Source organism: Micromonospora echinofusca (assembly GCF_900091445.1).
Lineage (GTDB): Bacteria > Actinomycetota > Actinomycetes > Mycobacteriales > Micromonosporaceae > Micromonospora > Micromonospora echinofusca.
In genome coordinates, this window is the sequence record NZ_LT607733.1 from 4,159,288 (window position 1) to 4,173,063 (window position 13,776).

13 protein-coding genes are annotated in these 13,776 nt (G+C 73.5%); 4 read left to right on the plus strand and 9 right to left on the minus strand.

Annotation, left to right across the window (positions count from 1 at the left end; genetic code table 11):
- Positions 1 to 73 precede the first annotated feature (73 nt).
- Both GA0070610_RS17525 and GA0070610_RS17530 read left to right on the plus strand, forming a co-directional pair.
- Positions 74 to 967 (plus strand): ABC transporter ATP-binding protein, encoded by an 894-nt coding sequence (locus tag GA0070610_RS17525; protein ID WP_089003573.1) that lies wholly within the window; start codon positions 74 to 76, stop codon positions 965 to 967.
- Positions 964 to 2,025 (plus strand): ABC transporter permease, encoded by a 1,062-nt coding sequence (locus tag GA0070610_RS17530; protein ID WP_089001036.1) that lies wholly within the window; start codon positions 964 to 966, stop codon positions 2,023 to 2,025. The genes GA0070610_RS17525 and GA0070610_RS17530 overlap by 4 nt, the downstream gene beginning before the upstream one ends.
- 273 nt (positions 2,026 to 2,298) lie before the next feature.
- Here GA0070610_RS17530 and GA0070610_RS17535 read toward each other — a convergent pair whose 3' ends face one another.
- From GA0070610_RS17535 to pgsA, 7 genes are all read right to left on the minus strand, one after another.
- Entirely contained in the window at positions 2,299 to 3,048 is a 750-nt protein-coding gene (locus GA0070610_RS17535; RefSeq protein ID WP_089001037.1) for a YebC/PmpR family DNA-binding transcriptional regulator, read from the minus strand.
- 308 nt (positions 3,049 to 3,356) lie between these two features.
- The gene (gene pdxT / locus GA0070610_RS17540; protein WP_089001038.1) at positions 3,357 to 3,965 is read right to left on the minus strand and encodes a pyridoxal 5'-phosphate synthase glutaminase subunit PdxT; all 609 of its coding nucleotides are present in this window, start codon (positions 3,963 to 3,965) and stop codon (positions 3,357 to 3,359) included.
- A gap of 86 nt (positions 3,966 to 4,051) precedes the next feature.
- The gene (gene pdxS, locus GA0070610_RS17545) at positions 4,052 to 4,969 is read right to left on the minus strand and encodes a pyridoxal 5'-phosphate synthase lyase subunit PdxS (RefSeq protein ID WP_089001039.1); all 918 of its coding nucleotides are present in this window, start codon (positions 4,967 to 4,969) and stop codon (positions 4,052 to 4,054) included.
- Between the two features lie 222 nt (positions 4,970 to 5,191).
- On the minus strand, positions 5,192 to 5,692 hold the full coding sequence (locus GA0070610_RS17550) for a hypothetical protein (RefSeq protein WP_089001040.1): 501 nt from the start codon (positions 5,690 to 5,692) through the stop codon (positions 5,192 to 5,194).
- Positions 5,693 to 5,694: 2 nt separating this feature from the next.
- Positions 5,695 to 6,855 (minus strand): glycosyltransferase family 4 protein, encoded by a 1,161-nt coding sequence (locus tag GA0070610_RS17555; RefSeq protein WP_089001041.1) that lies wholly within the window; start codon positions 6,853 to 6,855, stop codon positions 5,695 to 5,697.
- 15 nt (positions 6,856 to 6,870) lie between these two features.
- Positions 6,871 to 7,803 (minus strand): phosphatidylinositol mannoside acyltransferase, encoded by a 933-nt coding sequence (locus tag GA0070610_RS17560; RefSeq protein WP_089003574.1) that lies wholly within the window; start codon positions 7,801 to 7,803, stop codon positions 6,871 to 6,873.
- A 43-nt stretch (positions 7,804 to 7,846) separates the two neighbouring features.
- Entirely contained in the window at positions 7,847 to 8,479 is a 633-nt protein-coding gene (pgsA, locus tag GA0070610_RS17565) for a phosphatidylinositol phosphate synthase (protein ID WP_089001042.1), read from the minus strand.
- A 252-nt stretch (positions 8,480 to 8,731) separates the two neighbouring features.
- Between pgsA and GA0070610_RS17570 the strand changes: the two genes are divergently transcribed.
- The gene (locus GA0070610_RS17570; protein WP_089001043.1) at positions 8,732 to 10,891 is read left to right on the plus strand and encodes an elongation factor G-like protein EF-G2; all 2,160 of its coding nucleotides are present in this window, start codon (positions 8,732 to 8,734) and stop codon (positions 10,889 to 10,891) included.
- Positions 10,892 to 11,133: 242 nt separating this feature from the next.
- On the opposite strand, the gene GA0070610_RS17575 is transcribed toward GA0070610_RS17570, so the two are convergent.
- Both GA0070610_RS17575 and GA0070610_RS17580 read right to left on the minus strand, forming a co-directional pair.
- Positions 11,134 to 12,192 (minus strand): aldo/keto reductase, encoded by a 1,059-nt coding sequence (locus GA0070610_RS17575; RefSeq protein WP_089001044.1) that lies wholly within the window; start codon positions 12,190 to 12,192, stop codon positions 11,134 to 11,136.
- Between the two features lie 84 nt (positions 12,193 to 12,276).
- Positions 12,277 to 12,789: an HIT family protein gene (locus GA0070610_RS17580; protein ID WP_172896686.1), complete on the minus strand. Its 513-nt coding sequence runs from the start codon at positions 12,787 to 12,789 to the stop codon at positions 12,277 to 12,279.
- A gap of 211 nt (positions 12,790 to 13,000) precedes the next feature.
- Between GA0070610_RS17580 and GA0070610_RS17585 the strand changes: the two genes are divergently transcribed.
- Positions 13,001 to 13,750: a D-Ala-D-Ala carboxypeptidase family metallohydrolase gene (locus tag GA0070610_RS17585; RefSeq protein WP_089001046.1), complete on the plus strand. Its 750-nt coding sequence runs from the start codon at positions 13,001 to 13,003 to the stop codon at positions 13,748 to 13,750.
- The last annotated feature ends 26 nt before the right edge of the window (positions 13,751 to 13,776 follow it).

Genomic DNA, 13,776 nt, shown 5'->3' on the forward strand with positions numbered 1-13,776 from the left:
CGCCACGAGGGGGACGGCACGCTCGATCTCGGGACGGACGGCGCGCCGCGCCCGACGATCTAGCGTGGACGCCGTGACCAATGTGCTCCGCCTCGACGGCGTCGACCGCAGCTTCGGCGACCGGCGGGTGCTCCAGAACGTGTCCTTCGACGTGGCCGCCGGCCGGATGACCGGCTTCGTGGGCGGCAACGGCGCCGGCAAGACCACCACCATGCGGATCATCCTCGGGGTGCTCGCAGCGGACGCCGGTGAGGTGACCTGGCGGGGTGCGCCGCTGACCCGCGAGGCCCGCCGACGCTTCGGCTACATGCCGGAGGAGCGCGGCCTCTACCCGAAGATGAGCGTCCGGGACCAGATCGCCTACCTGGGCCGGCTGCACGGCATGACCGCCGCCGCGGCGGGCCGCAGCACCGACGCGCTGCTGGAGCGGGTCGGCCTCGCCGAGCGCGGCGACGACCTGCTGGAGACGCTGTCGCTGGGCAACCAGCAGCGCGCGCAGATCGCCGCCGCCCTGGTGCACGACCCCGAGGTGCTGGTGCTCGACGAGCCGTTCTCCGGCCTCGACCCGCTGGCCGTGGACACGGTCGTCGCCGTCCTGCGCGAACGGGCGGCCACCGGGGTGCCGGTGCTCTTCTCCAGCCACCAGCTCGACGTCGTCGAGCGGCTCTGCGACGACCTGGTGATCATCGCCGACGGCGTGATCCGGGCCGCCGGCAGCCGGGAGCAGCTGCGCGCGACGTACACCTCACCCCGCTACGAGCTGGTGGTGCAGACCGACGCCGGCTGGCTGCGCGACGAGCCCGGGGTGACCCTCGTCGACCTCGACGGCGCGCGCGCCGTGTTCGACCTCGCGCCCGGCGCGGACGAGCAGCCGGTGCTGCACGCGGCGCTGGCCCGGGGCCCGGTGCGCGCGTTCCGCCCGGTCAGCCCGTCCCTCACCGAGATCTTCCGAGAGGTCGCACAGTGAACACCACGCAGGCCACCCGGCTGGTCGCCGCCCGGGAGATCCGGGTCAAGCTGCGCGACCGCACCTTCCTGTTCAGCACCCTGTTCTTCCTGCTGATCGCCGCCGCCGCGACCATCCTGCCGCCGCTGCTCTCCGGCGGCCCGTCGAGCGTGGCGGTGACCGAGGCGGCGGCCGGCCCGCTGCGCGAGGCGGGGCTCGAGGTGCGTACGGTCCCCGACGACCGCGCCGCCGAGCAGGCCGTACGCGCCGGCGACGCCGACGCCGCCGTGGTCTCCGGGCCGGCGGTGCTGGCCATGGACGAGGCCCCCGACGACGTGGTGGCGGCGCTGAGCACCCAGCCCGCGGTCCGGCTGCTGGACCCCGACGCGGTGGACCCGGTGGTGGCCTTCCTGGTGCCGTTCGCCTTCGCGTTCATCTTCTTCATCACCTCGCAGACCTTCGGCGTGCAGATCGCGCAGAGCATCGTCGAGGAGAAGCAGACCCGGATCGTGGAGATCCTGGTGGCCGCGGTGCCGGTACGGGCGTTGCTGGCCGGCAAGATGATCGCCGGAACCGTACTGGCGCTCGGGCAGATCGCCCTGGTCGCCCTGGTGGCCGTGATCGGGGTGCAGTTCGGCGACAGCGGCGGACTGCTCTCGCTGCTGGCCCCGGCGATCGGCTGGTTCCTGCCGTTCTTCCTGCTCGGCTTCGTGCTGGTCGCCGCGATGTGGGCGGCGGCCGGGGCGCTGGTCAACCGTCAGGAGGACATCGCCGGCGTGTCGACGCCGGTGCAACTGGCGGTCATGCTGCCGTTCTTCGCGGTGGTCTTCCTGAACGACAACGCGACGGCCATGCGGGTGCTGTCCTACCTGCCGTTCTCCGCGCCGACGGCCATGCCGCTGCGGCTGTTCACCGGCGACGCGGCCGGCTGGGAGCCGCTGGTGTCCCTGGCGCTGCTGCTGGTCGCCGCCGCCGCGTTCGTGGCCGCCGGCGCCCGGGTCTACGAGGGTTCGCTGCTGCGCACCAACGGCCGTACCTCGGTGCGGGCGGCGTGGCGCTCGCGCGAGACGCTGGGCTGAGCGACGTCGCGCCCGGCACGCCCCGGCGTGCCGGGCGCCGTCGCGTCCCCGATGGCGTGGCAGCCGGAGCACACCTCCCCGCGCCCACCACCAGACTGCCCGTCATCCACGTGTAGCGCTGCCTCTGTGAAGCCTCGGGCAACACAGAGCGCCCGAAGATCATCAATCATGCCCTGCTTGGACAGGTTGCGATCGTCGGACGCCCTGGACAGCCGAACGTACAGGCTTGCGCGCGGTGGGTTGCTCCTGCTCATGGCAGGAGACCAGACACCCTCAGGCGAGTTGTTCGACTATCTCGTCGGAGACGTCGAAGTTCGCGTAGACGTTCTGCACGTCGTCGCAGTCCTCCAGGACGTCGATCAGCTTGAAGATCTTGCGGGCGCCCTCCTCGTCGAGGGGGACGTTGACGCTCGGGATCAGCGACGACTCGGCCGACTCGTACTCGATGCCGGCGTCCTGGAGCGCGGTGCGGACCGCGATCAGGTCGGTCGGCTCGGAGACCACCTCGAACGCCTCGCCCAGGTCGTTGACCTCCTCGGCGCCGGCGTCGAGGACCGCCATCATCACGTCGTCCTCGGTCGTGCCGGCCTTGGGGACGAGCACGACACCCTTGCGGGAGAACATGTAGGACACCGAGCCCGCGTCGGCGAGCGAGCCGCCGTTGCGGGTCAGCGCGGTGCGTACCTCGGTGGCCGCGCGGTTGCGGTTGTCGGTGAGGCACTCGATGAGCATCGCCACGCCGCTCGGGCCGTAGCCCTCGTACATGATGGTCTGCCAGTCGGCGCCGCCGGCCTCCAGGCCCGAGCCGCGCTTGACGGCGCGGTCGATGTTGTCGTTGGGGACCGAGTTCTTCTTCGCCTTCTGGATGGCGTCGTAGAGCGTCGGGTTGCCGGCCGGGTCACCGCCGCCGGTGCGCGCGGCGACCTCGACGTTCTTGATCAGCTTGGCGAACATCTTGCCGCGCTTGGCGTCGATGACCGCCTTCTTGTGCTTGGTCGTCGCCCACTTTGAGTGGCCGGACATCTGCTACCTCCGTTGCTACCCGCCGTCTGCATCGACCGACCGCGCACGCCCCGCTCCCGCCGGCGCACGCGGTGGTGCCGGTCAGCCCTGCGGGAAAGCCGTGACGGGCAGCTGGCCCCGCCGAATCTCGGCAATCCTACCGACGACCGGCGGGTGGCTGTCACGCGCGGCACGGCGGCGGCCCGCCCCGAACCGTCCGGACGCCGACGACGGGGGCAGCCGGGCACCCGTGCCCGGAGGCCGGGTGAACGGCGCGGGCGGGGCCCCTCCCGAGGGAGGCGACCCCGCCCGACGTGCCACGGGAGCGCTCAGCGGGCGGCGCGGACCAGTTCGACGAAGTACGCGTGCACCCGCGCGTCGCCGGTCAGCTCCGGGTGGAACGAGGTGGCCAGCAGGTTGCCCTGCCGTACCGCCACGATCCGGCCGGCGGCCGGGCCCTCGGTCACCGTGCCGAGCACCTGCACGCCGTCGCCGACCCGCTCGACCCACGGCGCCCGGATGAACACGGCGTGGAACGGCCCGCCCTCGACGCCGGTGATCCCCACGGGCGCCTCGAACGAGTCGACCTGCCGGCCGAACGCGTTGCGCCGCACGGTCATCTCGATGCCGGCGAACCCGCGCTGGTCGGGGCGGCCGTCGAGGACCTCGGTGGCCAGCATGATCATGCCGGCGCAGGAGCCGTAGACCGGCATGCCGTCGGCGACGCGCTTGTCGATCGGCTCGCGCAGCTCGAAGATGTCGGCGAGCTTGCTGATCGTGGTGGACTCGCCGCCGGGGATCACCAGCCCGTCCACCTCGTCCAACTCCCGCGCGCGGCGCACCGGTCGGGCGTCCGCGCCGGCCGCCGCGAGCGCGGCGACGTGCTCGCGTACGTCGCCCTGGAGGGCGAGTACGCCGATGACGGGTGCGTCGCTCATGTCACCGTTCCTTCCGTCGTCGACCTGCGCATAGCTCCGCGGCGGTGGCCCCTCCGCCGCCCGGGGCGCGCGGACGGGGCCGTTGCTCACCAGGCGCGCTCGGCCAGCCGGTGCGGCTGCGGGATGTCGTCGACGTTGATGCCGACCATCGCCTCGCCGAGGCCCCGGGAGACCTTCGCCAGGACGTCGGGGTCGTCGTGGAACGTGGTGGCCTTCACGATCGCGGCGGCGCGCTGCGCGGGGTTGCCCGACTTGAAGATGCCGGAGCCCACGAAGACGCCCTCGGCGCCGAGCTGCATCATCATCGCGGCGTCGGCCGGGGTAGCGATCCCACCGGCGGTGAACAGCACCACCGGCAGCTTGCCGGCCTCGGCGACCTCCTTGACCAGCTCGTACGGGGCCTGCAGCTCCTTGGCCGCCACGTACAGCTCGTCGGTCGGCAGCGACTGCAGCCGGCGGATCTCCTGGCGGATCTTGCGCATGTGGGTGGTGGCGTTGGAGACGTCACCGGTGCCGGCCTCGCCCTTGGAGCGGATCATGGCCGCGCCCTCGGTGATCCGGCGCAGGGCCTCGCCGAGGTTGGTCGCCCCGCAGACGAAGGGGACGGTGAACGCCCACTTGTCGATGTGGTTGGCGTAGTCGGCCGGGGTCAGCACCTCGGACTCGTCGACGTAGTCCACGCCGAGCGACTGGAGGATCTGGGCCTCGACGAAGTGGCCGATGCGGGCCTTGGCCATGACCGGGATGGAGACGGCGTTGATGATGCCGTCGATCATGTCGGGGTCGCTCATCCGGGACACCCCGCCCTGGGCGCGGATGTCGGCGGGCACCCGCTCGAGCGCCATCACCGCGACGGCACCGGCGTCCTCGGCGATCTTGGCCTGCTCGGCGTTGACCACGTCCATGATCACGCCGCCCTTGAGCATCTCGGCCATGCCGCGCTTGACGCGGGCGGTGCCGGTGACGGGGCTGGCGCTAGCGTTCTGGGCAGTGGTTTCGGGCACGGGTCATCGCTCCTCGAACATGCTCGGGGGGTGGCTGCGGAAATGCTACGACGGTCCCAACACCGATCCGACAGCCAATCAGGCCCACGGTGGCCTGCACTGTGGCAGCCGTCACCGCCCCGCGTGCGCCCCGTCCGGTGATCAGGACGCCATCGACCTGAACGGGGCCGGATGACGTCCCTGGGGTCCTGATCACGCTGCGCCCGGCCTGCGGCGCCTGCGTCAGTTGGCGGGGACGTCGGCCGGGACGGCGAGCGTGGGGTCGTCGATGTCGAAGTAGCGCGGCCAGGGGCGGCGGCGCCCCATCCGCAACAGGCGCACCAGTGGGCGGCCACGCGCCGAGCGGGCGTCGCGTACCAGGTCGGTGTGCACCTGGCGGGCCAGGGCCAGCCGCCGGCTCGCGCCGATCACCGCCTCACAGTCCGGGTCCCCCGGGTCCAGGTCCACCGCCCGCAGCTGGCGGGTGAGGTCGTTCTCCGCCGCCTCCCGCTCGTCGGGCTCGGCGTCCAGGGCGATGCGCGCCGCCGCGTACAGCTCGACGCCGTAGCGGCGCTCGGCCAGGACGGCGGCGGCCGCCGCCCGGCGCAGCAGATGGGCCTCCAGGGCGCGGGCCGCCAGCTCGGCCCGCGCGTGCAGCCGGGCGACCCGGCCGGCGGTCCAGACGAGGTACGCCACGACCAGCCCGACGACCAGAGCCGCGAGCACCCACCAGAAGCGCGACATCGTCAGTCCAGCCCCACCCATTCGGTGTCCATGACCCGCCCGTCGGTGGCCTCGATCGCCGCCGCGTACACCTCCAGCACCCGCCGGGCGACCACGGGCCAGTCGAAGGTGGCCACCACCTGGTCGCCGCAGGCGGTCAGCGCGGTCCGGGCGTCGGGGTCGTCGAGCAGGTCGGCCAGGGCGGTACGCAGCGCCGCCGCGTCCCCGGTCGGGAACAGCCGGCCGGCCCGGCCGCCGTCGAGCACCCGGCGGAACGCGTCGAGGTCGCTGGCCACGACGGTCGTGCCCGCCGCGAGCGCCTCGGTGAGGATCATGCCGAAGGACTCGCCGCCGGTGTTCGGCGCCACGTAGAGGTGCACGCTGCGCAACATCCGCGCCTTGTCCTCCTCGGAGACCAGCCCGAGGAACGTCACCCGGTCACGCAGGTCGGCCGGAAACCGCCCGAACAGGTCGTCGGCGTCGCCGGGGCCGGCCACCAGCAGCCGCAGGCCGGGACGCTGCCGGGCCAACTCCACGAAGGCGTCGCGCAGGATCGGGAAGCCCTTGCGGGCCTCGGTGAACCGGCCGAGAAACCCGATCGCCCCGTCGTGGCCCGGCCGGCACTGCCCCGGCCAGCCCGGCAGCGGCTGCGCGTGACTGAACTTCGCCACGGCCACCCCGTTGGGGATCTCCACCGCGCCGCCGTCCATGTGCTCGACCTGCACCTTGCGCGCCAGCGCGCTGACCGCGATCCGGGCGGTGATCCGCTCCAGCACGATCTGGAGCACGCCCTGCGCGGCGGCCAACGCCCGCGACCGGGTCATCGCGGTGTGGAAGGTGGCCACCACCGGGCCACGGGCGGATAGCACGGCCAGCAGCGACAGGCTCAGGGTCAGCGGCTCGTGCACGTGCAGCACGTCGAACTCGCCCCGGATGATCCACCGTCGCACCCGGGCGGTGGAGACCGGGCCGAAGGCGATCCGGGCCACCGAGCCGTTGTACGGCAGGGGCACGGCCCGCCCCGCCGGCACCACGTACGGCGGCAGCGGGGAGTCCTCGTCGGCCGGGGCGAGCACGCTCACCTCGTGCCCGAGCCCGATCAGCGCCTCGGCGAGGTCCATGACGTGGTTCTGCACCCCACCGGGCACGTCGAAGGAGTACGGGCACACGATGCCGATGCGCACGCCTCAACGCCTCCCTTACGCCTGTCCGGCGGCCGGGGAGGGCAGGGTCGGGCCGCCACCCCTGCCGTGCTGGTCCAGCCACATCCGCTGCAACATGTGCCAGTCTTCCGGATGCCGGGCGATGCCCGCCGCCAGACCGTCGGCGATCCGCTGGGTCAGCGACCGGACCCGCTGGTCGAGCGGCCCCTCCTCCGGGCCGGGCAGCGGCAGCGGGCCCTCGATCGACGCGCACGCCGCGTCCGCTTCATACCACATCGAGGCGACGTAGAGGGGCGCCTGCGTACGCAGCGCGAGCAGGGCCGGGCCCGGAGGCATCCGGGTGCGGTGGCCGAAGAACTCGACCTCCACGCCCCGCGCGGAGAGGTCGCGGTCGGCCAGCAGGGGCACCACCGTGCCGGCCCGGACCCGGTCGACCAGCACGTCGAACGCGTTGCGCTCCCCGCCGTGGGTGGGCAGGATCTCCATGCCCAGGCTCCGGCGGAAGGCGAGGAACCGCTGGTAGACGCCCTCGGGCTTGAGCCGCTCGGCGACGGTGGTGATCGGCCAGCCGGTCGCCGCGACCCAGGCGCCGGCGGCGTCCCAGTTGCCGGCGTGCGGCAGCGCCACCACCGCGCCCCGGCCGGCCGCCACGTCGGCGGCGAGCTTCTCCTCGCCGTCGAGCCGGAAGCCGGCCAGGATCTCCGCCCGGCTGAGCGCGGGCAGCCGGAACGCCTCCAGCCAGTACCGGGCGTACGAGCGCAGGCCACGGCGCACCAGCTCGTCGAGCTCGGCCTCCGGCAGGTCGGGGCCGACCACCCGGCGCAGGTTCGCGCGCAGTCGGGCCGTACCGCCGCCGCCGCGACGGTGGGCGCGGTCGGCACCCGCCCGGAACGCCGCCGCCGCGACGGACCGGGGCAGCGCGCGGATGACGCGCCACCCGGCGAAGTAGCCGAGCTCGGTGAGGTTCACCGGCGCCGGCCCCCCGGCCACGGCCGACCGGCGCGTGTCGCGCTCACCCCTGTCCGCCCGGGGTGTGCACCCGCTGGGCCTGGCGGTAGACGTGCGCCATCCGCTGGCCGACGGTGAAGATCGACACGGCGGCGAGCAGCCACAGCGCGATCTCCAGCGCGGGGTCGACGTTGAAGCCGGTGAGCAGCCCGCCGACGCCGACGATGAGCAGCCGCTCGGTGCGCTCGGCGAAGCCCACGTTGCAGGTCATGCCGAGCCCCTCGGCGCGGGCCTTGACGTAGGAGACCAGCCCGCCGGCGGCCAGGCAGAGCAGCGCGGCGGCCACGCCGGAGTACTGGTGCTGGGTGGCCAGCCAGTACGCAACGGCGCCGAAGACGGCGCTGTCGGCCACCCGGTCCATGCTCGAGTCGAGGAACGCCCCGAACTTCGTGGCGCCCCCGCTCATCCGGGCCATCGTCCCGTCGAGCAGGTCGGTGAGCGCGAAGAAGGTGACTATCAGGGCCCCGGCGACCAGATGACCGCGGGCACCGAAGCCGAGCGCGCCGACGAGCACCCCGAGGGTGCCCGCCACGGTGACCGCGTTGGGAGTTACGCCCGCTCGGAGCAGGCGGCGTGCGACCGGCTCGACGACGCGGGTCATCCCCGCGCGGGCCGACACTTGGAAGATCTTCGCCATGGCGGTCCCACGATAACGGTCGGCGTGTCAGCAGCGGTACGGCCGGTCCGGCGACCCGCGGAAACGGAGCCTTGTGCCGGCCCCGGATCGGGTGTGAGATCGAGCCAGGGACGTGAGCCAGCTCACCCGCCCGCCCGTTGATTACCCGCAACCCGGCACCGCACCGGAGGATGTCGCCGCGGAACCCGACCGGGCCGCTTCCCCGTCGCGCGCGGCGGTCGCCACCAACCACGGCTGAGGGAGGTGCGCCCCATGGCGCAGAAGAGTCAGGAGAAGGGGGCCGCCGGCGACGCGCCGGTGGCGACCGAGCCCGGCAGGATCCGCAACGTGGTGCTCGTCGGGCACTCCGGCGCGGGCAAGACCACGCTGGTGGAGGCGCTGCTCGCCGCGAGCGGCACCATCGCCCGGGCCGGCGACGTCGCCGCCGGCACCACCGTCTGCGACCACGACCCCGCAGCCGTACGCCAGCAGCGCTCGGTCAGCCTGGCCTGCGCTCCGCTGCTGCACGACGGGATCAAGGTCAACCTGCTCGACACCCCCGGCTACGCCGACTTCGTGGGCGAACTGCGGGCGGGGCTGCGGGCCGCCGACGCGGCGCTGTTCGTGGTCTCCGCCGTCGACGGCATGGATGCCGCCACCGCCGCCCTCTGGGAGGAGTGCGCGGCCGTCGACATGCCCCGGGCGGTCGCCGTGGCCCGGCTGGACCACCCACGCGCCGACTTCGACGAGGCCGTGGCGCTGTGCCAGCGCGTCTTCGGCGACAACGTGCTTCCGCTCTACCTGCCGATGCTCGGCGACGACGGGGTCTCCACCGTCGGCCTGCTCGGCCTGATCACCCGCCGGGTCTTCGACTACACCGCCGGCCTGCCGGCGCAGGTGCGCGAGCCGGACCCGGAGCACCTGCCCGCCATCGTCGAGTCCCGCGACGAGCTGATCGAGGGGATCATCGCCGAGAGCGAGGACGAGTCCCTGATGGACCGCTACCTCTCGGGCGAGGAGATCGGCACCGACGTGCTCGTCGAGGACCTGGAGAAGGCGGTCGCCCGCGGCCACTTCTATCCGGTGGTGCCGGTCTGCGCCGCGACCGGCGTGGGGCTGGACGCGCTGCTGGAGGTGCTCACCGCCGGCTTCCCCTCGCCGCTGGAGCACGAGCTGCCCGCCGTCGCCGGGGTGGACGGCTCCCCCCGGCCGCCGCTGACCTGCGACCCCGACGGCCCGCTGGTCGCCGAGGTGGTCAAGACGACCGTGGACCGCCACGTCGGCCGGGTGTCCCTGGTGCGGGTCTTCTCCGGCACGCTGCGGCCCGAGCAGACCGTGCACGTCTCCGGGCACGGGATGGCCGAGCGGGGCCACCCCGACCACGACGCCGACGAGCGGGTCGGCCACGTCTACACGCCGCTGGGCGCGAGCCTGCGCGAGGTGGGCGCCTGCGTTGCCGGCGACATCTGCGCGCTCACCAAGTCGGGCAGCGCGGAGACCGGCGACACCATCTCCGCCAAGGACGACCCGCTGCTGATCGCCCCCTGGGAGATGCCCGAGCCGCTGCTGCCGGTGGCCGTCGTGGCCCACAGCCGCGCCGACGAGGACGCCCTGGCGCGCAACCTGGCCCGCCTCGTCGCCGCCGACCCGACCCTGCGGCTGGAGCGCAACCCGGAGACCCACCAGCTGGTGCTCTGGTGCATGGGCGAGGCACACGCCGACGTGGTGCTGGAGCGCCTGCGCGCCGGCGGGGTGCAGCTCGACACCGAGCCGGTCAAGATCGCGCTGCGCGAGACGCTGACCGTACCGGCCACGGGACACGGCCGGCACGTCAAGCAGTCCGGCGGCCACGGCCAGTACGCCGTCTGCGACATCGAGGTCGAGCCGCTGCCGCCCGGCGCCGGCTTCGAGTTCGTCGACCGGGTCGTCGGCGGGGCGGTGCCGCACAACTACGTCCCCTCCGTCGAGAAGGGCGTACGCGCCCAGATGGCGCGCGGCCTCGTCGCCGGCCACCCGGTGGTGGACCTGCGGGTGACCCTCGTCGACGGCAAGGCGCACAGCGTCGACTCCTCCGACGCGGCCTTCCAGACCGCCGGGGCGCTCGCCCTGCGCGACGCCGCCGAGAAGGGCCAGCCGGCGCTGCTGGAGCCGGTCGACGAGGTGCTGGTCCGGGTGCCCGACTCCTCGGTGGGCGCCGTGATGGGCGACCTGTCCGGCCGACGCGGCCGGGTGCTCGGCACCGAAGCCGACGCCGAGGCGGAGGGGCGCACCGTGGTCCGCGCCGAGGTACCCGCCACGGAACTGCTCCGCTACGCAGCCGAGCTGCGCTCGATGACCTCGGGCACCGGCACGTTCCGCCGCCACTTCGTCCGCTACGACCCGATGCCCGCCCACCTCGCCGACCAGCTCCGCACCACCCTCACCCACCCCTAGGTGTACTGCCCAGGCAGGTTGGTTGGGGCGTGTCTCGGAAGCGGTGGGGCCGATCGCAGTCCTAACGGCGTGACGCTGACTGAACCACCGCCACGAGAACGCTGATACCTGGGGGGCATAAAAATACCTCTGTGGTGTCGGGGCTAGGGACCACACCGCCGGCCGTCGAGGTCCGGCGTAGCCAGTCACGGTCGTGCCCCGCGGTTGTGTTCCGGGTGGGGCATACCGACCCGACACCCCCGTCAGGGGCGGGCGGTGGGCAGCGTCGGGGTCGGCCAGTGGGGGCGGTCGGCGTCGCGGAGGGCGGCCGAGCGCAGCGCGGCCAGCTGGCGCTCCACCTCGGCGAACTGGTCGGCGGGCAGCGGGCCTCGGTGCAGAGCGCCGGCGTTCTCCGCCACCTGGGCCACGGTGCGGCAGCCGGGAATCGGGACCGTACGGGCGCTACGCGCCCAGAGCCACCCGAGTGCGCCCTGCGCCAGGGTCCGCCCGTCGGCGGTCAGCGCGGCGCGCACGGCGGCCACGCGGCGCAGCCACTCCGGCGCCGGCCGCCCGCCCCGGAACCACTCCAACCAGCCGGGGGCGGCTCCACGTACGTCGTCCCGGGGCAGCGTGGTGCCGGCCGCGTACTTGCCGGAGAGCAGCCCCATGCCCAGCGGTGCCCGGTTGACGCTTGCGAGGTCGTACTTGTCGCAGACGGCGAGCAGTTCGGGGGCGTCCCGGAGCACCGACAGCGTGTGCTGCACGGCGGTGGCGTGCCGGGCGCCCTGGCCGAACGCGGCGGCCCGGTCGGGGCGGTCGGTGCTCCAGCCGTACGCCCGGATCAGACCTTCGGTGACCAGGTCCTCCAGGGTTCCCACGAGCGCCTCGGCGCGGGGCACCGGCAGGTCCGCGAGGTGCAGCTGGTAGAGGTCGATCCGGTCGGTGCCCAGCCGGCGCAGCGAGTGCGCGACGGCCTGCCGCAGGTACGCCGGGGAGGCGTCCTCGCCGGTGGCCTGGCGGGCGGCCTCGTCGAAGGTGTAGCCCCACTTGGTGGCGACGACAGCCTCGTCGCGTCGGCCGGCGAGGGCCCGGCCGAGCACCCGCTCCCCGTGCCCGGCCCCGTAGGTGTCGGCGGTGTCGAAGAGCGTCACCCCGAGGTCGAGTGCGTGCCGGACCGCCCGGACCGACTCGTCGTCGTCGACCGCGCCCCAGCCCAGCGGACGGGCGCCCTCGGCCCAGGGGCCGCCGATCGCCCAGCACCCCATGCCGAGGGCGCTGACCTCGATGCCGCTGCGGCCCAACGTCCGCGTCGTCACTGCCATCGCCAGATCGTGCCACCTCGCGCCCCGCCCCGGGGTGAGAAGTTCACCGCCGCCCCGACCGTCCACGTCGGCCGGGCGGGCCGGTCAGGTCGGCCAGGCCCGGGTGAACAGGTCGCGGGTGTCGGTGAGCAGTTGGGGCAGCACCTTCGTCCGCCCGATGACGGGCATGAAGTTGGCGTCCCCGCCCCAGCGGGGCACCACGTGCTGGTGCAGGTGTGCGGCGATGCCCGCGCCGGCCACGCCACCCTGGTTCATGCCCAGGTTGAAGCCGTGCGCGTTGCTGACCTTGCGCACCACCCGCATGGCGGTCTGGGTGAACGCCGCCAGCTCGGTGGTCTCGGCCAGGTCCAGCTCGGTGTAGTCGGCTACGTGCCGGTAGGGGCAGACCAGCAGGTGCCCGGGGTTGTAGGGATAGAGGTTGAGCACCGCGAAGACGTGCTCGCCCCGGGCCACCACCAGGCTCTCCTGCGCCGCGAGCCCGGGCGCCCGGCAGAACGGGCAGCCGGCGGGCCGCTCGTAGCCGCCCTCGGGCCGGTCCTCCCCGGAGATGTAGGTCATCCGGTGCGGAGTCCAGAGCCGCTCCAGGCCGTCGGCCATGCCGCTGTCCGCGTGCCGTTCCACCCCAGTCACGCCACCGATCCTACGTTCCCGGCGGGTGCCGCTCCCGATGCCGTACGCGGGCCCGCGTCCCGACCCCGACGACCTCTGGGGGTCGGGGTGCGTTCAGGGGGACGGATAGGGGGTGAAAGTTCTTGACCAAATGATGGACGTGAATGAAGAATCCATCCGCATACATCATCCCCCGTCGATGGGAGACACCGTGAGAACCGCACTCCGCCGGATCGGCCGGGCGTTCGCCGCCTGCACCCTCGCCGCGGTCACCACCCTCGTCGGGGTCGTGGCGACGAGCAGCGCCGCGCAGGCCGACGGCTGCTACACCTGGGGACGGGTCCTGACACAGGGCGCGACGGGCGAGGACGTCCGGCAGCTCCAGATCCGGCTCGCCGGCTATCCGGGATACGGCGGGGTGCTCGCCCTCGACGGGTCGTTCGGCCCGGCCACCCGCTCGGCCGTCATCCGCTTCCAGCAGGCGTACGGCCTGAGCGCGGACGGCGCGGCCGGCCCGCAGACCTTCAACCAGCTCTACGCGTTGCAGGACAACGACTGCACCCCGGTCAACTTCAGCTACGCGGAGCTGAACCGGTGCAACAGCACCTGGTCCGGTGGCGCGGTCTCCGCGAGCACCGCCCGGTTCAACGCCCTCGTGTCGATGTGGAAGCTCCAGGCCATGCGCAAGGCCCTCGGCAGCGTGTCGATCAACATCAGCAGCGGCTTCCGCAGCTACTCCTGCAACAGCGCGGTCGGCGGAGCCTCCAACAGCCGGCACCTCTACGGCGACGGCGTCGACCTCGTCGGGTCGCCCTCGTTCTGCCGGCTCGCCCAGCAGGCCCGCTACCACGGCTTCGGCAACATCCTCGGCCCCGGCTACCCGGGTCACAACGACCACACCCACGTCGGGGCGGTCGGCGGCTGGTCCGCGCCGACCTGCGGAATCTGACGCCCGACGACAGTCGACGAAGGCCC

What these genes read in the sequence shown, in the direction of transcription:
- GA0070610_RS17535 (WP_089001037.1), bottom strand. Translation starts at nt 3,048, where the DNA reads ATGTCCGGCCACTCAAAGTGGGCGACGACCAAGCACAAGAAGGCGGTC.
- pdxT (WP_089001038.1), bottom strand. Translation starts at nt 3,965, where the DNA reads ATGAGCGACGCACCCGTCATCGGCGTACTCGCCCTCCAGGGCGACGTA.
- GA0070610_RS17550 (WP_089001040.1), bottom strand. Translation starts at nt 5,692, where the DNA reads ATGTCGCGCTTCTGGTGGGTGCTCGCGGCTCTGGTCGTCGGGCTGGTC.
- pgsA (WP_089001042.1), bottom strand. Translation starts at nt 8,479, where the DNA reads ATGGCGAAGATCTTCCAAGTGTCGGCCCGCGCGGGGATGACCCGCGTC.
- GA0070610_RS17570 (WP_089001043.1), top strand. Translation starts at nt 8,732, where the DNA reads ATGGCGCAGAAGAGTCAGGAGAAGGGGGCCGCCGGCGACGCGCCGGTG.
- GA0070610_RS17575 (WP_089001044.1), bottom strand. Translation starts at nt 12,192, where the DNA reads ATGGCAGTGACGACGCGGACGTTGGGCCGCAGCGGCATCGAGGTCAGC.
- GA0070610_RS17580 (WP_172896686.1), bottom strand. Translation starts at nt 12,789, where the DNA reads ATGGCCGACGGCCTGGAGCGGCTCTGGACTCCGCACCGGATGACCTAC.
- GA0070610_RS17585 (WP_089001046.1), top strand. Translation starts at nt 13,001, where the DNA reads ATGGGAGACACCGTGAGAACCGCACTCCGCCGGATCGGCCGGGCGTTC.